General features: G+C 45.1%; 21 protein-coding genes. 7 read left to right on the forward strand and 14 right to left on the reverse strand.

Annotated features, from left to right (window positions below; translation table 11 throughout):
• Positions 1-356: 356 nt before the first annotated feature.
• A complete protein-coding gene (locus tag MIC7113_RS04635) occupies positions 357-1,955 on the forward strand; it encodes a DGQHR domain-containing protein (protein ID WP_015181012.1) in 1,599 nt (532 codons plus the stop codon).
• A gap of 597 nt (positions 1,956-2,552) precedes the next feature.
• On the opposite strand, the gene MIC7113_RS04640 is transcribed toward MIC7113_RS04635, so the two are convergent.
• Complete coding sequence (locus MIC7113_RS04640) at positions 2,553-3,941, reverse strand: MFS transporter (RefSeq protein ID WP_041779900.1); 1,389 nt, start codon at positions 3,939-3,941, stop codon at positions 2,553-2,555.
• A 579-nt stretch (positions 3,942-4,520) separates the two neighbouring features.
• Here MIC7113_RS04640 and MIC7113_RS04645 point away from each other — a divergent pair.
• Positions 4,521-5,249 (forward strand): response regulator, encoded by a 729-nt coding sequence (locus MIC7113_RS04645; protein ID WP_015181014.1) that lies wholly within the window; start codon positions 4,521-4,523, stop codon positions 5,247-5,249.
• A 39-nt stretch (positions 5,250-5,288) separates the two neighbouring features.
• Here the strand turns inward: MIC7113_RS04645 and MIC7113_RS04650 are convergent, their stop codons facing one another.
• Positions 5,289-6,260 carry an NAD-dependent epimerase/dehydratase family protein gene (locus tag MIC7113_RS04650; RefSeq protein ID WP_015181015.1) on the reverse strand — a complete coding sequence of 324 codons (972 nt, stop codon included), beginning with the start codon at positions 6,258-6,260 and terminating at the stop codon, positions 5,289-5,291.
• A 197-nt stretch (positions 6,261-6,457) separates the two neighbouring features.
• Here MIC7113_RS04650 and MIC7113_RS04655 point away from each other — a divergent pair, with 197 nt between their 5' ends.
• Together MIC7113_RS04655 and MIC7113_RS04660 are read left to right on the forward strand one after the other, a co-directional pair.
• Complete coding sequence (locus MIC7113_RS04655; protein WP_015181016.1) at positions 6,458-7,039, forward strand: Uma2 family endonuclease; 582 nt, start codon at positions 6,458-6,460, stop codon at positions 7,037-7,039.
• 124 nt (positions 7,040-7,163) lie between these two features.
• Complete coding sequence (locus MIC7113_RS04660) at positions 7,164-8,219, forward strand: hypothetical protein (RefSeq protein ID WP_155897932.1); 1,056 nt, start codon at positions 7,164-7,166, stop codon at positions 8,217-8,219.
• Between the two features lie 15 nt (positions 8,220-8,234).
• Here the strand turns inward: MIC7113_RS04660 and MIC7113_RS04665 are convergent, their stop codons facing one another.
• The 8 genes from MIC7113_RS04665 to fdxB all read right to left on the reverse strand — a co-directional run bounded on the left by MIC7113_RS04665 (position 8,235) and on the right by fdxB (position 16,957).
• Entirely contained in the window at positions 8,235-9,578 is a 1,344-nt protein-coding gene (locus tag MIC7113_RS04665; protein ID WP_015181018.1) for a D-alanyl-D-alanine carboxypeptidase, read from the reverse strand.
• 109 nt (positions 9,579-9,687) lie between these two features.
• Complete coding sequence (locus tag MIC7113_RS04670; RefSeq protein WP_015181019.1) at positions 9,688-10,035, reverse strand: hypothetical protein; 348 nt, start codon at positions 10,033-10,035, stop codon at positions 9,688-9,690.
• 217 nt (positions 10,036-10,252) lie between these two features.
• The gene (locus MIC7113_RS04675) at positions 10,253-10,498 is read right to left on the reverse strand and encodes a hypothetical protein (protein WP_015181020.1); all 246 of its coding nucleotides are present in this window, start codon (positions 10,496-10,498) and stop codon (positions 10,253-10,255) included.
• A gap of 488 nt (positions 10,499-10,986) precedes the next feature.
• On the reverse strand, positions 10,987-12,438 hold the full coding sequence (locus tag MIC7113_RS04680; RefSeq protein WP_015181022.1) for a sensor histidine kinase: 1,452 nt from the start codon (positions 12,436-12,438) through the stop codon (positions 10,987-10,989).
• A gap of 298 nt (positions 12,439-12,736) precedes the next feature.
• Entirely contained in the window at positions 12,737-13,369 is a 633-nt protein-coding gene (locus MIC7113_RS04685) for a cytochrome c oxidase subunit 3 (protein WP_015181023.1), read from the reverse strand.
• Between the two features lie 116 nt (positions 13,370-13,485).
• Complete coding sequence (gene ctaD, locus MIC7113_RS04690; RefSeq protein ID WP_015181024.1) at positions 13,486-15,183, reverse strand: cytochrome c oxidase subunit I; 1,698 nt, start codon at positions 15,181-15,183, stop codon at positions 13,486-13,488.
• A 58-nt stretch (positions 15,184-15,241) separates the two neighbouring features.
• Entirely contained in the window at positions 15,242-16,264 is a 1,023-nt protein-coding gene (locus MIC7113_RS04695; RefSeq protein ID WP_015181025.1) for a cytochrome c oxidase subunit II, read from the reverse strand.
• 396 nt (positions 16,265-16,660) lie between these two features.
• A complete protein-coding gene (fdxB, locus tag MIC7113_RS04700; protein ID WP_015181026.1) occupies positions 16,661-16,957 on the reverse strand; it encodes a ferredoxin III, nif-specific in 297 nt (98 codons plus the stop codon).
• A 921-nt stretch (positions 16,958-17,878) separates the two neighbouring features.
• On the opposite strand from fdxB, the gene MIC7113_RS04705 reads away from it, so the two are divergent.
• A complete protein-coding gene (locus MIC7113_RS04705) occupies positions 17,879-19,480 on the forward strand; it encodes a helix-turn-helix domain-containing protein (RefSeq protein ID WP_015181027.1) in 1,602 nt (533 codons plus the stop codon).
• A 183-nt stretch (positions 19,481-19,663) separates the two neighbouring features.
• Here the strand turns inward: MIC7113_RS04705 and MIC7113_RS04710 are convergent, their stop codons facing one another.
• From MIC7113_RS04710 to MIC7113_RS04720, 3 genes are all read right to left on the reverse strand, one after another.
• The gene (locus MIC7113_RS04710; RefSeq protein WP_015181028.1) at positions 19,664-19,846 is read right to left on the reverse strand and encodes a CsbD family protein; all 183 of its coding nucleotides are present in this window, start codon (positions 19,844-19,846) and stop codon (positions 19,664-19,666) included.
• Positions 19,847-20,305: 459 nt separating this feature from the next.
• Positions 20,306-20,602 carry a hypothetical protein gene (locus MIC7113_RS04715; protein ID WP_015181029.1) on the reverse strand — a complete coding sequence of 99 codons (297 nt, stop codon included), beginning with the start codon at positions 20,600-20,602 and terminating at the stop codon, positions 20,306-20,308.
• A gap of 444 nt (positions 20,603-21,046) precedes the next feature.
• On the reverse strand, positions 21,047-21,598 hold the full coding sequence (locus MIC7113_RS04720) for a type IV pilin-like G/H family protein (protein WP_015181030.1): 552 nt from the start codon (positions 21,596-21,598) through the stop codon (positions 21,047-21,049).
• A 260-nt stretch (positions 21,599-21,858) separates the two neighbouring features.
• Here MIC7113_RS04720 and uvrB point away from each other — a divergent pair, with 260 nt between their 5' ends.
• A complete protein-coding gene (gene uvrB / locus MIC7113_RS04725; RefSeq protein WP_015181031.1) occupies positions 21,859-23,856 on the forward strand; it encodes an excinuclease ABC subunit UvrB in 1,998 nt (665 codons plus the stop codon).
• A gap of 48 nt (positions 23,857-23,904) precedes the next feature.
• The gene (locus MIC7113_RS04730; RefSeq protein WP_015181032.1) at positions 23,905-24,474 is read left to right on the forward strand and encodes a Uma2 family endonuclease; all 570 of its coding nucleotides are present in this window, start codon (positions 23,905-23,907) and stop codon (positions 24,472-24,474) included.
• A gap of 118 nt (positions 24,475-24,592) precedes the next feature.
• Here the strand turns inward: MIC7113_RS04730 and MIC7113_RS04735 are convergent, their stop codons facing one another.
• Complete coding sequence (locus tag MIC7113_RS04735; RefSeq protein ID WP_155897933.1) at positions 24,593-25,516, reverse strand: hypothetical protein; 924 nt, start codon at positions 25,514-25,516, stop codon at positions 24,593-24,595.
• Between the last annotated feature and the right edge of the window lie 8 nt (positions 25,517-25,524).

The raw sequence follows: 25,524 nt of genomic DNA on the forward strand, positions 1-25,524 counted from the left end.
AATTGATGTGAGCTAGGAGCATCTGGGCTTCGCCGTTACCCCGCCGGGGAATTAATTCCCCGTCTAATAGCCAAAGTCGGTTAAAACCGACTCAATTCCCAGATTTTCAGTCCACTTAAGTGGACTTTCCCTGTTAGCCAGGGATTTAAATCCCTGGCGGGGTGGGTGCGTAGCGACTAATGGGGGGATAGCTAAAACCATATCTTATCTTGACATAATCGCTTTTGTCTGGTAGTGAAACAAGATGCAACCCTGTAACTTAAGTATGATACATCAAATGTTTTTAAAAACCTCACTTGACATCAAAATATCTGATTGATAGTTTTTTAAAACCACCTAAACGTCTTATAAACCCCATGAACAGCGCCAACAACCCGAAGGCTGACATCGCCAGCCAAATCCTGGAACGCGAAAACCAGGAGAGACAGGCGCTGGCACTCCTACTCGATAGACATCTCGCCCGCAACGACCAACTCATCGTCCAAAAAACCCAAATGGGCGCAACCGAAGCTTTTATCGGTTCCGTCACCTTAGAATGGCTTGATAGTCGCGTTCGCTTCGCCTCTCAACTCCCCCTTTTCCGGCAAAAATTCGACCCCCAAACCGACAACGTTGTCAGAGATGAAGAAACCATCGATGAAATTCTCCAACGTCCCCTAGATTGGTCACGTCAAGCCTCTCTCACCCAGTATTTAGCCGCCCGGAAAGCGCATAAGTTTCCCGCCGTTTTAGTCGTTCACAGCCCTGCGTGGGTAGATAATCCCAAAGCGCCTGAATGGGATAAAAATGGACGCGCACTCAAATCTGCTGCCGATTTCACACCCCTGGACAAAAACGAAACTGTTGGACTTTTAGATGTCTCTGAAAACGTCTCAATCTTCGCCCTAGACGGTCAGCACCGACTGATGGGAGTCCAAGGTTTAATGACATTACTCAAAACAGGTAGACTCCAGCGCTACAACAAAAATAAAAAGCCTGTAGGTAGTGTAATTACCAGTGACGACCTCATCGAGGAGTATCAATTAGACCCGGCTTACCTGCAAAGTTTAGCCCATGAAAAGATTGGCATTGAATTTATTCCCGTAGTTGGCAAAGGCGAAACCCGCGAAGAAGCACTGCGGCGAGTCCGTTCCATCTTTGTCCATGTCAACCTCATGGCATTACGGTTAAGCAAAGGACAACTTGCCCTACTCAATGAGAATGATGGCTTTTCCATTGTTGCCCGAAAAATTGCCGTCAGCCATCCTCTCTTAAAAGAAGTGGCTGGTCGAAATCCTCGCGTTAATTGGGATAGTGCCACCGTTGCAACCAAGTCAACCGTCTTAACCACTCTGCAAGCGCTTGATGAAATGTCTGAGCGGTATTTGGAACACAAATTCCCTCACTGGAAACCTGCCGAAAAGAAAGGTTTAATTCCCATGCGCCCAGAGGATGAGGAACTTGAAGAGGGAATCGAAGCCTTTACCCAACTCTTCAACCATTTATCTAAGCTACCCAGCTATCAAAGACTAGAAGCTGGGGAAGAAACACCTCAACTGCGCCGTTTCAGCTTTGAAAAGAATGGAGGTGAAGGAAATATTTTGTTCCGTCCAGTGGGTCAAGTTGCCTTCGCTCAGGCACTGGGAATTGTAATATTTCAAAAAGGATTATCTCTCAAAGCAGTTTTCAAAAAACTCCAAAAGTACGATGTGGATGATGGATTTAGTAGCATGGAAAATCCGCAGTCTCTGTGGTACGGCGTTTTGTATGACCCGAATAAAAAGCGGATATTAGTTTCCGGCAGGGATTTAGCAGCGAGGTTGTTAGTTTACATCATTGCTGGTACAGAGGATGACATGGAGCGTGCGGAACTGCGCCGAGAGTTAGCCCAAGTGAGAACGATTGAAGGTAAAGCTGTGGGATTTAATGGCAAGTTTGTTAATCCAAGGGATGTAGGACTTCCGCCAGTGTTGTAAAAATCTAAGTATGTTGCCCAGACTCGCCAGGGATTTAAATCCCTGGCTCATAGCTAAAGTCCTCTTAAGAGGACTGTAAAAGAGTGGCAGTTCATTAAAATGGACTTAATCTATGACGCCGGAAATTGATTTCCGGGCGGGTGTTGGGGCTTATTAAGAATGCTGCAAGGTGTCCGTATAGTTTACATTAATTCATTTCATATTTCCGTAGCTTTATGGAGTCGTTAAAGCTTCGCTTAACGCACCCGACTAGGGAGCATCCCAATGCAAGCAAAAATACCAGGCGATTATAAATCGCGGCTACACAAACAAAGTCCTCACTAAAGCTCCGGGCCTCCGTAACGTCAATGTATTAGTCCGCGCAGGCGGACTTCGTTTGTATAGCCCCAGACTTCCAGTCTGAGGGGCAATTTACACATTTGAGATGCTCCCCTTTACTAAATTAGAAATTGTAACTCAATCATTAGTCCCCAGAGTGTGTCGTCTTGGAGAATGGGTACTACTTTATTACTAAAATGCAACATTGACCGGCTCGACAGAGGGTCAATGTTTACATTTCATCAATACAATTTGGCTGGATTGGGTTTGAAATATCGGTTAAGTCTCCACTACCGTGTCTACGGAAAGTTCAACTTCAGCGGTGTCTTCCTCGCTCGACTCTTCTTGCACTCGCTGCATGAGTAAAGCGGCAACAATCAGGAATCCACCACCCATCACGACGGCGAGTAAGCGATCATTGTGGAGGATATTTTGCATCACCCATCCAAAGCCAAGGGATATAAAAATTTCCGGTAACACGATAAAGAAATTAAAGATTCCCATATAAATCCCACTGCGCTCAGGCGGTAAGGAACCCACTAAAATTGCATACGGCATGGCTAAAACACTGGCCCAAAGAATACCAACACCCACCATAGAGAGGAGTAACAAATATTGGTTAGTGATCAGATCAGTCGATGTATTTTGCGCGATCGCACCCAGAGACATCAAACCCATCGCGCCACAGACTAAGCAAAAGCTATGAGTTCGCTTCAGACTCGTGGCTCGTGCTAAACGAGGTAAGATAAAGGAAAAAATGATGCAAACGGCATTGTAAGCTGCTATACAAATTCCCGCCCATTCAATCCCCGTAAAATAAAGCAGCGAATCCTCGTCGGTGGCACCGAAGATATTATGAGCTACGGCTGGGGGAAAATAAAGAAAAAAGCAGTATAAACCGAGCCAAGTAAAACACTGTACCCAGGCAAGCTGCCGCATCGTTTGTGGCATTTTTTGTACAGCGGTTCCAATTTCTCGGAAGGTATTGAAAATACCACCTCGCTGTATTTGCTGCTCTTTGAATGCTTTAATATCTTCGGGAGGATGTTCACGGGTTGTCACAACTGTCCAAAGAACGGTTCCTAAGAAAAGCGCTGCTCCAATATAAAAAGAAAGCTCTACCGTTAGGGGCATCTTGTGTTCATTGCTCCCGATATTAGAGACACCAAAGGCATGATGCAAAATCCAAGGAAATGCAGAGGCGGATACAGAACCAATCCCAATTAAAAGACTTTGCATGGCAAACCCTTGGGTTCGCTGTTGGTCAGGCAGCAAATCGCCCACAAATGCTCGAAATGGCTCCATACTGATATTGGCAGACGTGTCTAAAATCCAGAGCAATCCCGCCGCCATCCACAGTGCGGATACATGAGGCATGAGGATGAGAGCGATAGAAGCGAGAATAGCACCGACAAGGAAATAAGGTCGTCGCCTGCCTAGCGGCCCCCAAGTGTGATCGCTCATATTACCGATAATCGGTTGTACAATTAAGCCTGTAATAGGAGCTGCAATCCAAAGAATAGGAATTGAATGAGCTTGGGCACCTAGATACTCGAAAATAGCACTCATATTGGCCATTTGCAGACCCCAGCCAAACTGAATGCCCAGGAATCCAAAGCTCATATTCCAAAGTTGTACGATGTTCAGATGTTCTTTTTTCATCTCCATAGGCTCTGACGTTCTTGAGAATGTAATTGACGGCAAAGTAAGAAGGGATAAGTCGAGAGGTATCAAGAATTCATCCTGATAGCCCTCAATAATACCCAACCTTTAGACGCTTTAAATCTGTGCCAACTTTCTTCTCCTATATTTTGGCTTCTTTATGTTATTCATAAGGGAATTCCAAACTCTACACTCAAGCGATAATCAGAAAGCTTGATTTCATAACCTGAGTGATGCAGGTATTTACGAAACACTAACAAAGTTATACAAAATTCATCCCCTTTACTTCTTGCTGGAGGTACACAAGTGCCGAATTGGCTTGGCTTTTCGTGTATTAGTATCAGCCGAAAATTACAGTAAACCTGGGAATGGATGATAGACAAAATAGCTGAGATACTCTGAGTGAGGGCTTTTCCAGGCAGGCTGAGTGACTACCGAGTCAACCCTAAATTTCTAGGAAATTGTTCAAAGCTGATGATAGGAAACTTAGGCAGAATGGGTAAGTTGGATCTGATGCCGCCAGTCAACAGATGTGAACATCAGCCTTTAGTCTGAACATTGCACCTAGTACAAAGGTAGAAATTGATGAGTACAGTTTTAGTCGTTGAAGATTCTCGAAGTCAACGAGAGTGTATCTCAAATCAGCTAAGCTGGAGTGGGCTGGATGTGATTCAAGCTTGTGATGGGGTTGAAGCGCTAGAACAAATTCAGGCTAATTGCCCCGATGTAGTGCTGCTTGATATTATTATGCCTCGGATGGATGGTTACGGGGTGTGCAATTTGCTCAAAGCCAACCCTCAAACCCAAAACATACCTGTGATTTTCCTAACGGGTAAAGGACAGCACTTTGCTCTCTACTGGAGTATCAAACATGCAGAAGCCTATGTTGCCAAACCTTGGCAACCCAAAGAACTGCTGGATACGATCAAACGAGTGTTAATAGACACTAAAAATTTACCGAAAAGCGCATCGGCGGCGGCTTGGACAGAATACGGAATTTCCATCCTCAAGATGATTGAACTCTACGAATGCCGTGCGGATGCCTGGACAAAATACAGCACCCAAATTCTGCGGCTTTACGATTATGCGATTACGGCTTTTAATCAAGCGTTGGACATTGACTGTACTTACTCCTTCGCAGATCAGTATCAGCGTCAGGTGCAGAAAAGATGGGATTCAATCCTGGAAAAACTAGAGCAAACGAAACCTTGCAATGTATGTCGATATTACTATGGTAAGGAGGGTTTAATTTGTGCTGTACACCCGTCTGGTTCGATGGAAAAACCGTGCCAGGATTGGGATTTTAGAGCATAAAGTTCACCTTTTTAATCTTAAAACATTACAAAGCTGCATTCAGGATGCTGAGGTCAGGGTTTGCACAATTTCTTTTAAGGTTTGAGCGACGGATCGAGGTTGCCAACCGAGTTGGGTGCAGGCTTTAGTCGCATCTACCCGAACACAACGGTCATATATATAGTGAACTCGTTCCCGACTAATGGGAGGTTGCCATTTAAGCAAGCGTCCAATCGGATCGAGGATATTTCCTGCTAATTGAACTAAGGGTTTGGGGACTTCACGGGGGACGGGAATTCCAGTTTCTTGAGAGAGGATATTAAACATTTCACGGGTGGTCAGGTCACCGGCAGAAATGATGTAATGTTCTCCAGGTTGAGCTTTTTGGGCTGCCAAAATCATGGCTGCCACTAAGTCATCCACATGGACAATACCTGTAATGCGATCGCCTCCTGCCCACACCTTTAATCCACCTTTGAGAAATTGCTGGAGCACGGGACCAAAATGGGGGTCATCGGCACCAAAAATCCCGGAGGGGAGGATACTCACGACGGGTAATCCTTGGGCGGCAAAGTGATCGACAATTTGTTGCGCTTCGTATTTTGTGCGATCGTAAGCTGAGGAAAAGTCAGCTTGTCTGCGTTGAAATGTTTCATCCACAACTTGCCCTTGGGTGTCGCCAAACACGCCAATTGTGCTGCAATACACCACCTTTGACACGCCGGCGGCTTGGGCGACTTCCATCACAGCGCGGGTTCCTGCCACATTCACCCGCTCCATTTTGGCGGCATCAACCAGTCCTAACTCGACATAAGCCGCTGTGTGAAACACCCAGTCTACCCCAGTCATGGCAGTTTTTAGGGCATCGCGATCGCTGATGTCGCCGTACACCAATTGCAGGTTACAACCCGATAAGCCATCAAGGTTGCTAGACTGGCGGACTAAACCAACAACAACATCGCCTCGCTGTTCTAAAGCTTTAACTAAGTGAGAACCTGTAAATCCGTTAGCACCCGTGACGAGGACTTTCATTAGCTTTGTTAGTTGTTTGTTACAAGTTGACTGTGTAAAAAGATAAGTGAATTTGCGCCCGTGTAACCCAAATTGCTAGTTAATGCATGTTGTTCAGGAGGGGACGAGCTCAGATGGATGAATGCTTGTGGAAACAGAGGCGATCGCTTTACGATCAAAATTAATCTGTTGCAGCATCCACGAGAGGAGCGATTTTCATGACCCAAGCCCAATCCGCAACACGACTCCTAACTGCAACAGACTATCTGCACTACAACGATGGTACAGACGATCGCTATGAGCTAGTGAATGGAATCCTAACGGAAATGCCCCCAGAAAGTAACCTCAATGCTCGAATTGCTGTCTTTCTGTTCACGCAATTTCTCAAATTGCTACCCTTCACGCGCCTGTGCCACAAAGATGCCGAACTCCAAGTTACCAGCATTAAAGCCAGCTTCAGAATTCCAGACCTGATGGTACTTTCAGAAGCTGGCGAAGCCGCACTAGCTGGCAGTTCCCGCAACACGATTACCCTGGAAATGCCCGCCCCTGTGCTGGTCATTGAGGTAGTTTCACCGGATGATCCCGCCAGGGATTACCGCTTCAAACGCTCCGAATACGCCGTTCGAGGAGTTCCAGAATACTGGATCGTTGACCCCACTCAAAAACAGGTTTTGATTCTGACTCTGGTAGAAGGTTTCTACGACGAAGCCATCTTTAAGGGCGATCAACCGCTAGCCTCCTCTATCTTTCCAGCCTTGACCTTAACACCCGCTCAAATTTTCTTTGAAACTCCCTAAGTTAACTTAAAAAGTGATCGCATTTCCAATAGGTGCGAACATTTTTTTCTTTATGGCACATTTTCCTTATTTGTTGTTAGTTGATACGTGAATTTTGGTAAGCCTTTATTGATAAAATAAATAGGTGATTGCAGATTTTTTAAAAAGTGCGAATATCCTTTTTATCTTCTCGTGTATAGGAGTATATCACATGACGGAATTAGCCGTAATAAAGCGGAAGTTGCCAGAAGCGATGATTTTCGACTTTCTGAATGCTAAGGAAGATTGCACTATTGATTTGGTGATGCTTGTAGAGTTGGAAGTTTATAGTAGTAAAAACCACGCATTTAGAGCCTTAAAACGTAATTTTGAAGAAGGAATTGAGTTTTCCTATTTGAAGGATAAAGCAAGCCAAATGGGAGTTTTAGCCGATATCTACCTTTTAACCTCTGACTGTTTTAAGGAGATGTGCATGTTAGCTGAGACGCCTACAGGCAAGCTAGTCCGTAAGTATTATATAGAGGTAGAAAGAAGATGGAAACGCAAACAGAAAGAGAGAAGTAAGCAGGTCGCTATTCAACCAAGCAACAGCAATTCTAGCGAACAGATAGAAAAGTTGATTGATGAATTAATTGACCTTGCTTTCAAGGTTTGCTGGGCATCAGCGGACTATGTGAACAACATCCAAGTCAGAACAGCTCAAGAGCAGAAACGCTTAAGGTCAGCTTTTGAAAACCAGGTAGACAGGCAGCTTTTGTATTCCATTGCTAAGAAAGCCCTAACAGACGTGAGTCATAACGTCTCGCATCAGCACGCCGCAATCATAGGAATAGCGGAAAAACAGCTTGAGCCTTATAGGGAGTACGTTTTAACAAAACTTCAGGAATGGCAGGAGCAGCAAAGTCCTGAACAGCCGGCTCTTTCCCCCGCCGAAGAATTCCCGGTACAGCGCACCAGCTCAGATCGCCGTCGAGCGGTCATAGCGTTTATTTTTGGCTTAATTGACCAGTACGGTTCCCTAGACGCAATTCCTAGGCGGGGGAAGGGAAAGGCTGGTATCAATCTAGAAGTAGAGTGGGGAACCAACCGGCTCTCGCAGATGTTCGGGGTCAGCTCTAACACCGTTCTTGATATCTGGCGAGAGGTTGAGGAGGCTATCAAAAAGTATGGTGAAATCAGTGCGTGGCATCGCCTGTTGTAGCAGTCGGCAACCTTATTAATTCAACATTTTATTGCCAGAAGTTTTGCCAATCCGTTCAGGATTAGGTTTTAGCTCATCGGGTAGGGATTGAACCGCCCCCCATTGTTTGACTAAGTCTTGTAACAGCGCCTCTTGCCGAACCCGAAATCCTTCCAAGTCATTGCCGCCATTCATGGTTGCAAACCAAACCGTGCCCTGTTGTTGAGTGGGTAATGCTCCCGCTAAGGCACTAACGGTATTTAAACTGCCTGATTTCACCACTAAGAATGGGGGAAGTTTGCGTTGATTTAAGATGCCTTCATCTTGTCCCACAATGGCGAACAAATCGCCAACTGTCATGTTGTGAGGTTGTAGATAGCGCTCAAGGGCGAGAAACATGGCACAGGCGGCGCGAGGAGAAATCCGGTTGAGTGGACTTAACCCAGAACCGTTGACTAGGATAATTTCGGATTGCGGTACCCCAGCGGCTTGCGCGGCTTTGAAGGCGACGATTTTAGCACCACCAACGGAATTGGCGATCATCTCTGCCATCTTATTGTTGCTGTACTGATTCATCTTTTTCAGCAGTTCAGCCAGGGGGAAGGACGAGTGGCGAATCAGAGGTTTGACGTTGCTGGGAGTTGAGGATGATACCTGGACAGAACCCGCGATCGCAACTTGGGGTTTGGGGGTGCCTGGGGGTAATGTCTGATACTGAGTTTGGGCGGCAGCAGGCCAAGTTTGAGCATTTAACGCTTGTTTGAGCAGGTTGCCGGATTTGAGAGGGCTAGGCTCAAAATTCATGTAAAATTGACCTGTGATCACTAAATTGCCCGTCACCTGCTTGATGCCTTTCTGATTTAAGAGATTGCCCAGCGCGATCGCTTCTTCCCAAACAAAAAACGGGTCTTCTCCTCCCTGAATCACTAAATCCCCTTTTAATACCCCATTCTCAATCGGACCAGTTGCGCCAATCTGGGTGATAAATTGGTGGTCGGGACTAAAGGTTTGCAGTGCTGCCAAGGACGTTGCCACCTTGGTGAGCGAAGCGGCAGGCAGAGGAACGGTACCTTGGTAATTGGCTAAAAGAGTATTACCCGCTTGTATCCACATCCCTTGGCTTTGCTTGGCAAATCCCTTCGCCGCGAATCCATTGAAGTATTGCTCAACTTGCTGTTGAACCGCTGGATCAGGATTATCAGGAGATGCCAGGGATGGGATAGCTGGCTTTTTCGCAACGGCTACCGGATTTTCTGCTTCTGTGGCACTCTCGGCACGGTTGGCTGATGAGCGGGGAGAATTAGATTTTAGAGAACATCCAGCAAGAAGCGTGAGTAGAGCGAAAGATAGTGCAGCAGTTAAGCGAACAGTTTTCGGCATGGCGTTGAGTTGAGAGTACCATCTGGCTTCTGACCTGAGCTAAAGTTTACAGGTTCCTGGTACTTTCCCAATCAGTCTATAGCTGTCTCCAGTTTGTCAGTTGCGCCCCTTATTTCGCAATCCAGTGCAACTCTAACCAGAAGCGTGGATCGGTATGCTTGATCTTCGACAAGGGATCGCGTACCAGTCGCGTCGCATTCATACATACCACCTCAACTAATCCCATGTTTTCTGCCACTTCTCGAAGCACATCTCTTTGCTCTAGCACAGCCGCCACGATCTCATCAGGACAATAAATTCCTATATATTGCAATCGCTTAGGGGGGCGTCCCCAGGAAGAGTTGATAACTTTAACATAACAGCGGCGCAACAATTGTCCTGCTTTTGGATAAAAATGTTTGACGACGATAGTAAATTCTTTAGCCAGATGTTCTTCAGTAATCATGGGGAAGCCCATTTGTGTAGCAAAAATTACCAATACTTAATTGATTAATCAAAATAATCTGATCGGTTTACTCTTAAATTCATTGTTCAAAATTATATTGAGGTAAAACGACTTTAATTTTTAAGCTGTTACGCATTTAATTTGTATACCTTCACACCCCACACCCTACACCCCACACCCCTTTCAAAAATTTTCATATCCAATTTAGATGCGCCGCAGCTTACCTCACCTAAGATGAGACTTGAGGATATAAACCCAATTGTATAGCGAGTTGACGGGCAACATGAATTAAAAACTTGGCGGCATCTTGGTTGTCTTCGTGTGCCATGATTGTTGCCACTTGTACCATTGTTTGTACTAAACCCGCATCCAGTAATTCGGCTTGAGCGTCCAAAACCTCTGGTTCTTGACCATTGGGACAACTGAGTAGCTGATCAATTAGATAAAGATATAGTTCTTGGCGTTGTTGTGTCATGGCTGTTTTTTTTGAGGATTATAGTGATAGACAGAAGCAGAAATTAGAGCCGTTAGATTTGGATAGTTTCTGAGAATCGATACGCAAAGGCTAGCCCACTCGCTTAATCTCCTAAGTGAGACGATAAACACTGCCGTAATCTCGGTCGAATGCGTACTGACCAGATTTATTTCTTTATATTGTTTATAACAGTTGTCTCACAATCAGGAAGAGTACCTGAATCGGTTAAATTTATTAAATTAATTAAGCTTGTACTCAAAGCTGCCCAACCCAGTCTGCTCAGGATTTCAAAAATATATTGGGGTAGGGGGACTCGTATTTCTGGGTAGAGGTACGAGTATTTACTAGAGAGGGAACGGGTGGCTTTGTATTCAGTATCAAACCTCCCAATTGCTTGGGGTGTAAGCCGTTTTTTACTAATTCTTTTGAGTACACATCTTGTACTCAAATCTGGCATTGATTTAAGCCAGTGCTATTTCGGTTATCGGCTAATGAGGTGGCAAAATCGGAATCGAAATCAAGAACTGAGTTCCCCGATCACACTGCGAAATACACTTCAACTCGCCGTGATGTTTTTCCACTACAATATGATGGACAATTGACAGCCCTAAACCCGTACCCTTGCCTACTGGTTTCGTTGTAAAGAAGGGTTCAAACAGTCGTTTTTGTACTTCTTCTGGAATACCGCAACCGTTATCAGCAATAGAAATGAGGACAGAGTCAGCAGAGGTTTGCTCCGTTGTAATCGTGATGATGCGTGGTGATTGTTGGTGTTCTATAGCGTCAATGGCATTACTAAGAAGATTCATAAACACCTGATTGAGTTGACTGGCATAGCACGCCACCAAAGGCAGGTTGCCATACTCTTTAATCACGCTAATTTTAGGCTGTCCGGCTTTTCCTCTCAGTCGATTGTGCAGAATAAGTAATGTACTGTCAATACCCTCATGAATATTCACTGGATTCATCCCCGCCTCTTCCAACCTGGAAAAGTTTCGCAGAGATAAAACAATATCGCGAATACGGTTCGTCCCCAATTTCATTGAATCCAGCATTTTGGGCAAATCTTCCATCAAGAAATCCAAGTCGTTGTCTTCAACACTCGATTGAATCTCTGGCATGGGATTAGGGTAATACTGCCGATACAGACGTAGTGTATGCATCAGGCTATGAATATATTCGCTAGCGTGGCTGAGATTACCGTGGATGAAGTTAACAGGGTTGTTAATTTCGTGAGCAACACCCGCTACCATTTGTCCCATACTGGATAGTTTTTCACTTTGAACCAGTTGGGATTGAGTTAATTTTAGATTTTGTAAGATAACTTCCAGCTTTTCAGCTTGTTGCCGAGATTTGGCTTCCGATTGTCGCAGTGCCTCCTCTGCCTTTTTGCGGTCGGTAATATCAAATCGAATGGCTAAGTATTGATAGGGTTTTCCCTTAGCATCCAAAAAGGGTACGATAGTTGTATCAACCCAATAGTAGGCTCCATTTTTGGCTTTATTTCTAATTTCGCCTTTCCAGACTTTACCCGATCGAATAGTAGACCAAAACTGAGTAAAAAACTCTTGGGAATGATAGCCAGAATTGATGATTCGGTGGTCTTTCCCAATCAGTTCCTCGCGGCTATATTGAGATATCTCACAAAATGTATCATTAACATAACGGATAATTCCCCTACAGTCCGTAATGGCTACGATCGCGGCTTCATCCAATGCAGATTTGAGTTTTGATAGTTCTTTGAGGCTTTCTCGCAACCTCTCATCGATATAACTACACTCCGCCAGCGCTAGTCCATAAGCTGATAGGGATTTATCGCCCACTTTTTCCCCCATCAGTTCTGCTGTAATCAGGTTACTCTCAGTATAGTAATGACTATATGGATGGTGACCGTTCTGATGATCCATGCTATCTGCCTTCTCTAGTTGCCATCTGCTCATACGCCTTATAGCCTTGACCTAACTTATCTCTTCAAAGGCAACCAGGCATAAATATTTTGTCCGTCATTGAGTGATTTTCAAGAATTTAATCCCCAATGACAGACACAGCCTAGAAAATTTTCTAGATTTTTTAAAAGTCTCAAATTTATTTTAATCTTAAAAAAAAATTCTCTGACAAAAATTTTAACTTGGTTTTATAATTCATGCATTTAGTAAAACTGATTACAAAATTGCTTCTTTTCATGGTGCATTTGTTATAAGCCCACGCCAACAGCCGAAAAATTGACGTGGGAGGAGATTAAAACATGGAAAGAATGTACAGCAGTGTAAACAGAATAATCCAAATAATGTCTACGAAATGCCAGTAAATTTCTGCCATTTCCACACCCGTGTGCTTGCTGCCAGAATAGTGACTGTCTCGGCGCGATCGCCACAACACACCTAAAATAAGTAGTAGCCCCACAAAAACGTGTAATCCGTGGAAACCTGTCATCAAATAAAAACAATTGGAAAACACATTCGTAGCCAAACCATAGCCCAGAGTTTTGTACTCATAAACCTGACCCGCTAAGAAAATAGCTCCCATAACGGCAGTAACGATGTACCACAGCCGTAGTCCTGAAACATCATTCTTTTTAATGGCAACGTCTCCCTTATGGATGACAAAGCTACTCGAAACCAGAATGATGGTGTTAATTGTAGGTACTAATAGTTCGACTTCTGTACCTTCAGGAGGCCAAGTTTCTGCACCACCTCTTAAGAGTAAATAAGTCGCAAAAAAGCCCCCAAACATCAGGGATTCAGAAATCAGAAACGTCAACAGCCCAAAAACCCGTAAATCTGGGTGTTCTTCATGATGGGCTTCACTCACTGCTGGAGGAACAGAGCTGTTGAGAATATTATCTGGTGCGTCAATTGTTGAACCTTGCATAACACTCCAAATCTCAATGATTGGTCATTGCTGATTAGTAATTAGTGATGGGTCGTAGGTAATAGGCAATAGGCGGTAATTTTACCCATTACCCATTACCCATTACCCATTACCCATTACCCATTCTTAGGCGTAACGATCGGTTCACCCATCTCTCCACCTGGGTTCATTTCAGTATTGCTACCGTTCATGCCATACTCGTAAGGCCCACGAGTCAGAACAGGCAATACTTCCCAGTTTTCGATCGCAGGGGGTGAACTGGTTGTCCATTCTAGGGTGAGAGCATTCCAGGGATTGTCACTTGCTTTCGCACCCTTCATCCAACTCCATACCATATTGATAGCGAAAGGAATTACAGATATCGCCAACAAAAACGCCCCGTAGGTACAAATCTGGTTGATGAAGGTAAATTGGGGATCATACATCGCTACTCGCCGAGGCATTCCTTTTAAACCCAACTCATGCATGGGTAAGAAGGTGAGATTGGTGCCAATAAAAGTGAGGATAAAGTGAATCCGCCCCAAGGTTTCGTTGTACATCCGCCCTGTTATTTTGGGGAACCAGTGATAAATCCCGGCATAAATGCCAAACACGGAACCCCCAAACAAAACGTAGTGGAAGTGAGCAACCACATAATAAGTATCGTGGACGTGAACATCAAAGGGAGCCGTTCCCAAGGTAACGCCACTCAATCCACCCAAAACGAACATCGATAACAAACCAATCGCGAACAGCATCGCACTGGTGAAGCGGATTTTGCCACCCCACAAGGTAGCCACCCAACTGAAAATCTTGACGCCTGTGGGAACCGCAACAATTAGGGTGGAGATGGTGAAGAACATCCGCATCCAGGGGGGCGTACCACTGGTAAACATGTGGTGTACCCAGACGAACAAACCGACAACGCAGATCGCTAAACTTGAATAGGCGATCGCTTGGTAACCAAAAATCGGTTTGCGGGCGTGCACTGGAATCACCTCCGACATAACGCCGAAGATGGGCAAAATCATCAGATAAACGGCGGGGTGGGAATAGAACCAGAATAAATGCTGGTAGATGACGACATTACCCCCGGCATCGGGCTTAAAGAATGAAGTGCCAAAGTTAATATCAAACAACAACAGCACCAATCCGGCAGCTAAAACCGGGGTTGACACCAGTGCCAAGATGGAGGTTGCCATGATCGCCCAGCAGAATAAAGGAAGCTGACTCCACTTCATGCTAGGAATCTTCATCTTCAGGATGGTGACGATAAAGTTCAGCGAACCCAAAATTGAGGAAGTTCCCACCAAGACGATGCTGAGAATCCACATCGACTGAGCCGTACTCGCTGTAATTACGCTCAAAGGGGGATAGGAAGTCCAACCCGCTTGTGCTCCTCCGAAGAAGAAACTACCAATAATCAGTGCTCCGGCGGGTGGGTTCAGCCAAAAGGCGATCGCATTGAGTTTGGGAAACGCCATATCTCTAGCACCAATCATCAACGGCACTAGAAAGTTGCCAAACCCCCCAATTGCAGCGGGGACAATCCACAGGAAGATCATGATCGTCCCGTGATTGGTCATGAAGGCATTATATAGATTGGGATCGAGAACGTCGGGGTCGGGGGTATACAGTTCAGTCCGCATGGCAACCGCCATGAGTCCGCCGATCAGATAGAAGATAAATGATGTAACCAGGTATTGAATCCCAATTACCTTATGGTCAATGTTAAAGGTGAAGTAGTCGTACCATTTCCACGCTTTGGGATGTGCGCTGTGGGAACTATCCGTCTTTTTGGGTGGAGTGTCTAGGGGTAGTTGTGCTTGTGCCATAACAAACTCTTGTTTCAATCAGTAATTAGGGAAGGTGTGCTGTAATAGACCTTTCCTATTAGTGAGCTCTTGGGAGTTGAGCGAGAGTGTCTGAATTAATCCCCATTTCACTGGTATAGGGAGCCAGAAACTCTGAGGCGGGTAAATTTGCTGGGTTAACCGCAACGGTTTGATTCAGCTGTTTTGCTTGAGCCACGCGGTTTTCTTCCAGCCAGCGATCGTAATCTTCCGGTGTATGGACAATGACTTGCGATCGCATTGCGCCGTGGTAACCTCCACAAAGTTCAGCACAAACCACCGGGTATTCCCCCGTCTTGGTGGCAACGAAGCGCAACTCGGTAGGCTGCCCCGGAATCGCGTCTTGCTTGAGGCGGAACTGAGGCACCCAGAAGGAATGAATCACATCGGTAGCCGAGATGTTGAGTTGTACATCTTTCCCCATCGGAACGTGCAATTCCCCAGAGGTAACACCCGTATCGGGATAGGTAAAAATCCAAGCAAACTGCATCCCGGAAACATTCACCACCAAATCAGCGGGTTTGCTTCTTTCTTGCGGAGTTGCGCCAAAACCGTATTTGGCATCATTGGCTGTTGCGGCTGCTTCCGTTGTCATGTCTTCAGAGTCAGCAATCATGGGAGCTGCCATGGCACTCCCTGGCATGTTCGCCATCTGGGAGTGGGAATGAGTGTGAGCCATCATGTTGTGACCCACACCCGCCGGTGCAAAGCCACCCATATCCCGGAAAACCTCAACACTGTAGACCCCCAGGCCGATCACAATGATCGCGGGAATCGCCGTCCAAAAAACTTCTAAGGCAAAGTTTTCACTAATCGGCACTCCATCGGTATCATCCCCCGGACGCCGACGATACTTAATCGCAAAAAATAAGATGGCTCCTTCGACGACTAAAAACAGGGCAGTCCCGATGGTAACCATCACGTTAAAAAATCCGTCTACTAGAGGCGCTTGCGCGGACGCTTGTTCTGGTAGTAGACCGTGGTTTTGACCCACCCAAAGGCTGATCAGCGTGACGATGACGCCAATCACCAGGGTTATCACTGAAGCTGGAATTTCTTTCATGCTTGCTTTATCTCCTTTCCTTGCGAGGAGCTGCCTCGCCTTTGCCTGCGTAGAGGAGTCGCTTGTTTCAATACTTGCAGATGGCATACTCGGCCATTGCTAGTCCTAATTATTTCTTAGGGTAGTTGCGGTAAACGTTTCTAATGTACTACTAAGTCACCTTTTCTGTAATCGTCGTTGACCCATTTTCGGTTTGCCCGTCGATATAGGGCAATAAAACTACAAGCCTTTGAGCTTGATTGGCGCTCATTTTGCCCCAATTTCGCTGAATTTAGCTGTTTTCCACCTGATGTGGGGTACCGCCCGGAGAGCCATCGCACTTGACTCTCTCTGCGATTCTGACAGCACATCCAGTTGACAAAAGGCAAGTAGGTTTTGAACAAACTGACAAAAACCTTAATTGAGTTCGTGAGGGGAATGGGTATAGCAATTCTTGGGACAAATTCGTGAACAAGCCTGACAACCAATACAATTTTCTGGGTTGAGAATCGTCATCACTTTTCGTTCAATTTCCTCATCGTCTTCATCCTCTACAAATTCACCCTCTTCATTCAGTGCCTTTAATTGCAGCACATTTCGACCACATACTTTGTAGCATCTGCCACAGCCGATGCATTTATCTTTGTTAATTTTCTGAGCAAATTGAGGAGTCCAATTTTTGCCACCCAATGTTATTCCAGTGAGCTGAGTCATGATTTAATTTCCTTGAATTTATGCTACAACTTTCTTTCAAAAATACTAATCTGATTTCCAGTCAATTTATGTTAAAAACTACTTCTCTTTTAATGAATAAATGATGCGTTTTCTCAAAAATATATTCATTTTTAATTTGGAATAATGCCTAAAAGAGGGGGATAGTTGCTAATTATTATCTAGAATCTATTAGAGAAACAGACGCCTGTAGCTAGTCAATGTTCACTCTTGTAAAACGCCGCCATACTTCAGCTTAAGGTGAGTGTCTGATTCCCTGAGATTGACGAACCTCAACACGTTCGATGAATCAATGACGAGCAACTGCGTCAATCTTACCAGAACTATTCCGACTGATGATAATCTCTTTCAAGAAAATTTAATGAGAAATAAAAAAATATTCAAAAAATTTTATTTAGTAGTTAAATATACAAAATCTCTTCAGTAGATACCCAATGATTTCCCCGACTTAATTAACCCAAGGATTATCGCTTTTATGGGGAGCTTTTTGTTGCCCAATCTTACCGTGGCTCTTACCAAGCTGGCTGATTGCTTGAGCCGGATAGGGTATTAGATATCTGTTCACACCCTAATTAAACAAAAACTGTAAAAAGCATTACTAAATACTTTTAGCAAAATGCTCATAGTGAACAAAACCCAAAAACATTAAGCAAATATTTAAAGGTATTATTTAGCTCAAGCTGAACACAAGTGTATAGAAACGTTACTTATACTTATTTCTAAATAAGCTCGAAAGAGCAATTTCAGAAAGGATTGGAAACCCAAGCCTTAATAAGGCGAAATGGTAGGGTAATCGGACTTGGGTATTTGCCAGAAGTTTGGGGTGCTTAATCGTCAATAAATAATGATGGGTGCTTAAGACTGGGGCTGGCCTTCTCAACCTTGAAGTAACAGCGAAAAGTTATGGCTTATACAATTACGACGCGTTGTGTGGGATGTGATAGCTGCCGCCCTCACTGTCCTACAGGCGCAATCCAAATCGAGAGCGAACAATACTGGATCGACCCAAGTCTTTGTAATAGCTGCGCGGGATATTACCCGGAACCGCAGTGTGCCGTTTTGTGCCCCATTAGCTCTGCTGTTCCTTTGCAGGCTAAAAAAGGTAGATGCAAGGTCGATACCAGAACAGCCACTAGTCCTGACTTGTTTGCCAACAGCAAAAGTAACCCTTTTGCCTCCGCGATTGTGATGTGGGAACTGTGCAATCTGCTGGCGCAACGACAATCACTGCCTTGGGAAGCCGATACAACGGGGAAACTCAGTTATCGGCGACAAGTCAGCAAAGGTCGAGGATCGATTACGTTCCGAGTCATAGAGACGGTAGAGTTAGAGCCACCCGTCGCCTTACAAGGAAAAACAGCCCTCTCTGCCATTGGTGCATTGGATATCCGAGCGGCTTGTATGCATTTGATCTATGCTGCCCATGCAACCGCGATCGAGAAACCTTGGGAGCAAGAATTTATAATTAGCGATCGCCAAATCGAAGAATACTTAGGCTTAGAGAAGCGCAAAGACCTCAGCAAACTTGCGAAGCTCACCCTGATTAAAGACCTTGCACAACAGCCGTGCAAAATTACAACTTGCATTGACTGGCCTCAGCAAGGCAGAGTTCAAGGTTTTACCGTTGAGGACAGTCGCTTGTGGCACTTGCTAGGAATTCAGCACCACTTCCAAGAAGATCATCTGGGGTGCAAACATTTAGTGGGACTCACGTTTAGAGTCAAAGCGGGCACCTGGGCTAAGTATTTTTTGAACAAGCAAGGCTGTAGGGAGCGAACCTCTTTCTACCAATACGGCAGTCTACCGAAATCTCTGTTAAGCGCTGTCATGAGCATCTGGCAGCAACATGAAGGAGCCGCTCGTATGATGCTATGGTTACTCTTTAAAACCAAAATGGGACGAGAACAACGTATCACCATCCCAACGTTAATGCGGGTGGCTTACGGTGAGGCAAAAGTCACCGTTGCGGCTTCGTATCGGGAAGAACGGAAGCGGTTGCTGCGGACGTTTGAAAGTGACCTGGAAGTACTCAACCATTATGGGCTAAAACCCGTATTCGATCCCATTACTTACCCACCCGAAATTCAGCCTTTGTGGGCTAAATTAGTGGATCTTCCAGATGATGCAGAAGCGGCACTAGAGTTCTGGACGAAAGATGGTAGCAATGGCACCCGCTTGACGGATTCTGGTCCTCGTGGAAAGTGGAATCGGTTGATGAATGCCCGTATTTTGTGGTTTGAACTCCCAGCCGCATGGGAACCACAAGCCACTGAAGTGAAAAAAAAGCCGCAGCGAACCACGAATAGAAGAATAAACTCAAAAATTCAGCCCGTTCTCTCTCGTGAAGAGATTATGGCAGCCAGAAAGAATCTGCGCCTGAGTCAGAGAGAATTGGCCAAGATGACAGGTAAAAGCCAGAGTTGGATTAGGGATATTGAAAATGGTCGCTTTCGAGCGAGTTCAGCCGACCAACTGTTGTTGCGAAAAGTATTAGGGTTAGCGTAATTGACTAAAGTTCAGTCTGATTAGTAGATAGAAATAACCCAAAAGCCTAGATAACTTTTATGCTATCTAGACCCTCGGTTTTCAGCTAGCCATTGCACTCAGCAATTGGGCATTTAATTGTTATGTAACCACTAGCCAATAGGATTGTCATCCTTAAGTTTTTTATTGGAGATTGTGAATGGCTTAGTCAATTGCCTTCTTGATTTTGTCCTTGACATCTTCTTTGGCATGACTCGCTTCAGCCTGAGTTTGCTTGGCTTTTCCTTCTGCTCTATCTTCAGGATCGCCAGTTACATTACCCAATGCTTCTTGAGCTTTGCCTTCAATATTTTTGGCAGTGGCTTTGGCTCTATCTTCTGTACTCATAACTTGGTTTTCCTATTTTTTTGAAAAGTTTATTTTGAAGAAAATTGGAAAAATTTTCCCAACTTTCTTCTAGTTGTATCCAATTTATCTAAAAATATTTACGTATTCCTCAGTCTATAGAAGTATTAGCCTGGTGCCCACTTGCTACCGAGAGCATCGTTTTAGTCCAGGCATCAGGTGTCCGACAAGCCAACCTTAAGATGTGGAGAGTTTATAGTCAGGACTTGACTCCTCTGGTCAGGGGTACTAAAGTCTCTAAGTATTCCTAAAGACCGATGACAAATAATATTCAAATATTTGTTTGAAATAAAAATGATTAGTAATTGATGCAATAAATAAGCGTGACTGAAATTTCCTTGTTCCTTTTTTAGCTTACCGATTAGCCAAAAACTAACTTAAAGCCAGCAAAGCAAAGGTGGAAGCCGTCACGCTCTGAATATTGATTAACGTTAAGTCAGTTTAATCAAGATAGCCCATCAAGTCTTGTTCACCCTCTAGGTAATTTGAGGCAATGGGGCGGTTCATCATAATCATTGGGGCTTCACTAAACTTAGACAAACTTGCCGCAATTGGGCGCTCCCCAGAGATAGAGATGGTATCCAATACTTTGATATTGCTGGCAACGATGGGGCGGTCTTCTACCGAAGAAATTGAGCCAAGAACCTGAATATTAGCCGAGTCAATGGGACGATTCCCAGGTAGGGGAGACACAGAACTCTTAACCGTTTCTTCTGGGGCAGCCGTGCTATTGCTCATGATCAAATACCTGTAAATTTCTAAGTGAGTTTGTCCCTGAGTAGGAGAATCACCCGCTTTCGGTGCTGACTTGCTGCTCCTACTGTCATTTTTAGAAATATTATAAACCGATAACTATCTTAAGGAAGAGGAATAAAAATCGATATTATTATAAATATTTGCAAAGATAGAGTTTACTCTACTACTCCTATTGATATAATGTTTAGTTTAAACCCGATTAACGGGTACGATGCACAGGCGATTTCATGGATGGGATTGGCTAGTCTCTCGGTCTGACTGAGCCATGTATCCATACTCTCTCCGGGCATTAAGGTGCAGTTTCTCCATCACAAATGATGGGGTAAGGGCGGGTTTGAACAGGAGTTTTCTGGTCGGATAACCGAAATGATTCCTCAACCCGCCCCTACAAATCTTCATCCACCTTTTTTGAAAGACCCCTTATCCTCATCTATTAAGGGGTTGAGAACCAGGGGGACATTCAACCGGACTTGATTGATTGGCAGTGAACTTTGGCATGGCTGGAGGAGTTGTAGAGGGAGTCATCGTTTCACAAATGCCTGAGACAGTCGCTACCTCTTGACCTTTTTTAGTCGTAAAAACAGCACCCGTGTAACTCTTCAACAATGCATCTTTCGCTTGAGCCGTAATCATCACACTCTTGTTACCCGCTTGAGGCACAATCTGATACCGATAATTCTCCGTTTCGGGTCGAATGCCAAGTCCTAACTCTTCAATCGATTTGCTAAAAGTTCCTTTCTCGATATGATAGGCTTGCTGCCCTCTAACCATTGAATGAACGTTATTTCTAGCTTCTGCTTGTCTAGCTTTATTGGCTTGGTTGAGAAAACTGGGCAAAGCGATCGCAGCAATAATTCCCAGGATGATGAGACCAAAACAACCACAACCTAAGCCCCCAATAATCCAAAGTATGATGGGGAATGATTTTTTGGATTCGGCTTGTCCAGGTGGGGTTTCAAAGTCTGAAGGTTGTGTCATGATGGCGACCTCTAAAGTAAATTTGCCTTACATTAATTTTGCTGTTAGGGTTAACCAAAGCTTAGAGTCTGACTAACCTTTGTTCGCGTGGTTTTTAGATTTAAGAGCTGTTTAGGAAAAACTTCAAGATACCAATACGATTTTCCAGAATTTAGGGTATCTTCTTGAGCTTTTAATTTTAGGATGATTTCGGCACGATTCACCCAATGCCGTCAAGGTTATTTAGCATAGGAGATAGAGGCAGCAACAACTTCACTTCTATGTCGCAATTTCAACTCCAAGCCCCCTTTCAACCGACTGGCGATCAGCCCCACGCGATCGCACAACTCACCTCCTACCTCCAAGGGAATCATCGCTACCAAACCCTACTCGGTGCAACCGGAACCGGTAAAACCTTCTCGGTTGCGGCTGTGATTGAGAAAATCGGCAAACCGACTCTCGTTCTCGCCCACAACAAAACCCTGGCGGCACAGTTATGTAATGAGTTGCGGGAGTTTTTTCCCCATAATGCCGTTGAGTACTTCGTTTCGTACTACGACTACTACCAGCCTGAAGCCTATATCCCTGTCACCGACACTTATATAGAGAAGAGTGCAGCGATTAATGATGAAATTGATATGCTCAGGCACTCGGCAACGCGATCGCTGTTTGAACGTCGGGATGTCATTGTTGTCGCGTCAATTAGCTGCATCTATGGCTTGGGCATTCCCTCAGAATACCTGAAGGCCGCGATTCCCATAGGAGTCGGGAAGGTCATTGACCAACGCCAGTTATTGCGAGACTTAGCCTCGGTGCAGTATTCGCGCAATGATTTAGAGATGGGACGGGGACGGTTCCGGGTGAAGGGCGATGTCGTGGAAATTGGCCCAGCCTACGAAGACCGGATTATTCGTGTAGAATTCTTTGGCGATGAAATTGACGCGATTCGCTACATTGACCCGGTTACAGGGGAGATTATCAGCAGTCTCAATGCCTTAAATATCTACCCCGCACGTCACTTTGTCACCCCAGATGACACCCTAGAGGAAGCCTGTGACGCGATTGAGGAAGAACTTCGGGATCGTTTGGTGCAATTGCAGGATGCGGGGAAGTTACTAGAAGCCCAACGATTGGAACAGCGTACTCGCTATGACTTGGAATTATTGCGGGAAGTCGGTTACTGCAACGGCGTGGAAAACTATTCTCGTCACTTGGCAGGGCGCTATGCCGGGGAACCACCGGAGTGTTTGATTGATTACTTTCCCAAAGATTGGCTGTTGGTGATTGATGAATCTCACGTTACGGTACCGCAAATTCGCGGCATGTACAACGGCGACCAAGCGAGGAAAAAAGTACTGATTGAGCATGGTTTTCGCTTGCCAAGTGCGGCTGATAATCGTCCCTTGAAGGCAGAGGAATTTTGGACGAAAGTTAATCAATGTATTTTTGTTTCAGCAACACCGGGAGACTGGGAGATTGAACAGTCGGAGAATCGAGTGGTGGAACAGGTGATTCGCCCGACGGGTGTGATTGATCCAGAAATTTTTGTGCGTCCGACAGAGGGGCAAATTGATGACCTTTTGGGTGAGATTAAGGAACGGGTGAAGCGGAAAGAACGGACGTTGGTAACCACCCTCACCAAGCGCATGGCGGAGGATTTAACGGAATACTTGCAAGAACGAGGCATTCAGGTGCGTTATTTGCACTCAGAGATTCAGTCGATTGAGCGGATTGAAATATTGCAAGCGTTGCGAGAGGGGGAGTTTGATGTGTTGATTGGGGTGAATTTGTTGCGGGAAGGGTTGGATTTGCCAGAGGTGTCTCTGGTGGCGATTTTGGATGCGGATAAGGAAGGGTTTTTAAGGGCAGCGCGATCGCTAATTCAAACGATTGGACGTGCGGCGCGTCATGTGCAGGGGCAAGCGATTATGTATGCGGATAACCTCACCGATAGCATGATTAAAGCGATTGATGAAACGGAACGGCGTCGCGGAATTCAGCTTGCATATAACAAGATGCATGGGATTACGCCTCAGCCGATTGTGTCAAGAGCAAGTAATTCGATTCTGGCGTTTTTAGCGGTGTCGCGGCGGTTGAATGCTCAACAATTGGAAGAGGTTTATCAACAGGCAGATGATTTGTCTTTAGAGGAGATTCCGCAGTTAATTACTCAATTGGAAGCGCAGATGAAGGATGCAGCCAAGAATTTGGAGTTTGAGGAGGCGGCGAAATATCGCGATCGGATTAAGCATTTAAGAGATAAACTGGTGGGTCATTAAGCTGCTTTTATCATTAAGGTCACAAACTCAGGTATTAGGGTAGAGCCGATGAATGCCATCACCTTGACTATTCCTCGTTTGAGCGCAGAAGGTTTTCTTGAATTGTGCAAAGCAAATCAAGACTTGCAGCTAGAACTTACGGCGACAGGAGAAGTAATTATTATGCCTCCAACTTTCCCGTGGACAGGGAAGCAAAACTTTGGAATTATTGCTCAATTGGGTGCTTGGATTGAGCGAACAGGTTTAGGTTTTGGCTTCGACTCTTCTACCGGATTTACGTTACCTAATAGTGCGATTAGGTCACCTGATGCGAGTTGGGTGAGTAATGAACGGTGGGAAGCGTTGAGTGAAACTCAGCAAAAGGAGGAGTTTTCTCCTCTATCTCCTGATTTTGTAGTGGAGTTGCGTTCTAGTAGTGATTCGTTGAAGAAGTTACGACAAAAGATGCAGGAGTATATCGATAACGACGTTCGCTTAGGTTGGTTAATTGATGCCACAACCAAGCAGGTAGAAATCTATCGTTTGGGGCAGGATGTGGAGGTTTTGGAGTCTCCGGCAACGTTATCGGGAGAGGGTGTTTTGCCTGGGTTTGTGTTGGATTTGGGTAAGGTTTGGTGAAATGCGATCGCACCTTATGAGGATACTGGGGGCGATCGCATTTAGCACAGAAGAGTTAATCTCTTATGTCATTATTACTGTAGAGTTTGAATCAGGTTCAGTAAGGAATGATCGCACCTCAAGCACCACTACTAGAAGTCTCTGACTCATTAGCCTTGACACTCTCCTCACTCAGCCTTGAAGATTCCTCACCTTGTTTAATGAACTGGCTTTGAGAAGTTCCCTCTTCAGTCTCTAGTAGAGATTCTGAGTTAACCTCAGAGGGAACCTGTACTGGTGCTTTCTCTGATTCAGTTGTTGGTGATGGACTTGGTTGCGATTCAGGTTGAGCAGTTGACGGCAAGCCAGTAGGAGATTTTGGCTGTTCTGAATCTTTTTGAGGCAATATCTGGGCTGGCACTTCCTTCTGGTCATTGCCTGATTGTTTGCTCGGTTCTTTCTTGGGTTCAGAGATGAGTAGGAAGACAGTTAATGCAATCAGGCTAATGGAGATTATCAGAATTATTATAATTTTCCCCGTTTTATCCGCCTGACTGCCACCCTTACCTACTCTACCAATTTTTTTTTGAGCAGGCCAATCCTCGACCTCTACTAGGTTTGATAGACCACGCCAGACTTCAGCCTGTTCGAGGGCCGATTTTGCCTTAATTCCCGTGAAAACTACTAGCGGACCTTCTTTGTTTGGCAAGTGGCATTCTTTGAGTTCTTCGACAAGTTCGCTGACCCGCTTATCTGATTTGCCTATTTTCCTTCGTGGGTCGGGAGCGCTCTCTTCAACACTGATAGGCTCAGCTATTTTATGAGCTTTGAGTGCTTCAAAATCTACTTTAAACCCTTCGTTTTCATGCGGTTGTACAGCGTCATCAATTTCTTTTTTCAGTGAGGGATCTTCGTCTTCTGAAAGGAAACTCTGTAAGGCGCGAACGGCAATCGCACGCAGAATAGGTTCATTTACATCTTCACCAACCCAGGCTACAGAGTTACGTATGGTGCGCCCCATAAAATCTGTTCTTTCACTTGCTCTCATTCCGGTTACCAGCAAGAGTAATT

Source organism: Allocoleopsis franciscana PCC 7113 (assembly GCF_000317515.1).
GTDB classification, from domain to species: Bacteria; Cyanobacteriota; Cyanobacteriia; order Cyanobacteriales; family Coleofasciculaceae; genus Allocoleopsis; species Allocoleopsis franciscana.

Excerpts from the sequence above, each read along its gene's own strand:
- MIC7113_RS04635 (WP_015181012.1), top strand. The coding sequence starts at position 357 with ATGAACAGCGCCAACAACCCGAAGGCTGACATCGCCAGCCAAATCCTG.
- MIC7113_RS04640 (WP_041779900.1), bottom strand. The coding sequence starts at position 3,941 with ATGGAGATGAAAAAAGAACATCTGAACATCGTACAACTTTGGAATATG.
- MIC7113_RS04645 (WP_015181014.1), top strand. The coding sequence starts at position 4,521 with ATGAGTACAGTTTTAGTCGTTGAAGATTCTCGAAGTCAACGAGAGTGT.
- MIC7113_RS04650 (WP_015181015.1), bottom strand. The coding sequence starts at position 6,260 with ATGAAAGTCCTCGTCACGGGTGCTAACGGATTTACAGGTTCTCACTTA.
- MIC7113_RS04655 (WP_015181016.1), top strand. The coding sequence starts at position 6,458 with ATGACCCAAGCCCAATCCGCAACACGACTCCTAACTGCAACAGACTAT.
- MIC7113_RS04665 (WP_015181018.1), bottom strand. The coding sequence starts at position 9,578 with ATGCCGAAAACTGTTCGCTTAACTGCTGCACTATCTTTCGCTCTACTC.
- MIC7113_RS04670 (WP_015181019.1), bottom strand. The coding sequence starts at position 10,035 with ATGGGCTTCCCCATGATTACTGAAGAACATCTGGCTAAAGAATTTACT.
- MIC7113_RS04675 (WP_015181020.1), bottom strand. The coding sequence starts at position 10,498 with ATGACACAACAACGCCAAGAACTATATCTTTATCTAATTGATCAGCTA.
- MIC7113_RS04680 (WP_015181022.1), bottom strand. The coding sequence starts at position 12,438 with ATGAGCAGATGGCAACTAGAGAAGGCAGATAGCATGGATCATCAGAAC.
- MIC7113_RS04685 (WP_015181023.1), bottom strand. The coding sequence starts at position 13,369 with ATGCAAGGTTCAACAATTGACGCACCAGATAATATTCTCAACAGCTCT.
- ctaD (WP_015181024.1), bottom strand. The coding sequence starts at position 15,183 with ATGGCACAAGCACAACTACCCCTAGACACTCCACCCAAAAAGACGGAT.
- MIC7113_RS04695 (WP_015181025.1), bottom strand. The coding sequence starts at position 16,264 with ATGAAAGAAATTCCAGCTTCAGTGATAACCCTGGTGATTGGCGTCATC.
- fdxB (WP_015181026.1), bottom strand. The coding sequence starts at position 16,957 with ATGACTCAGCTCACTGGAATAACATTGGGTGGCAAAAATTGGACTCCT.
- MIC7113_RS04705 (WP_015181027.1), top strand. The coding sequence starts at position 17,879 with ATGGCTTATACAATTACGACGCGTTGTGTGGGATGTGATAGCTGCCGC.
- MIC7113_RS04710 (WP_015181028.1), bottom strand. The coding sequence starts at position 19,846 with ATGAGTACAGAAGATAGAGCCAAAGCCACTGCCAAAAATATTGAAGGC.
- MIC7113_RS04715 (WP_015181029.1), bottom strand. The coding sequence starts at position 20,602 with ATGAGCAATAGCACGGCTGCCCCAGAAGAAACGGTTAAGAGTTCTGTG.
- MIC7113_RS04720 (WP_015181030.1), bottom strand. The coding sequence starts at position 21,598 with ATGACACAACCTTCAGACTTTGAAACCCCACCTGGACAAGCCGAATCC.
- uvrB (WP_015181031.1), top strand. The coding sequence starts at position 21,859 with ATGTCGCAATTTCAACTCCAAGCCCCCTTTCAACCGACTGGCGATCAG.
- MIC7113_RS04730 (WP_015181032.1), top strand. The coding sequence starts at position 23,905 with ATGAATGCCATCACCTTGACTATTCCTCGTTTGAGCGCAGAAGGTTTT.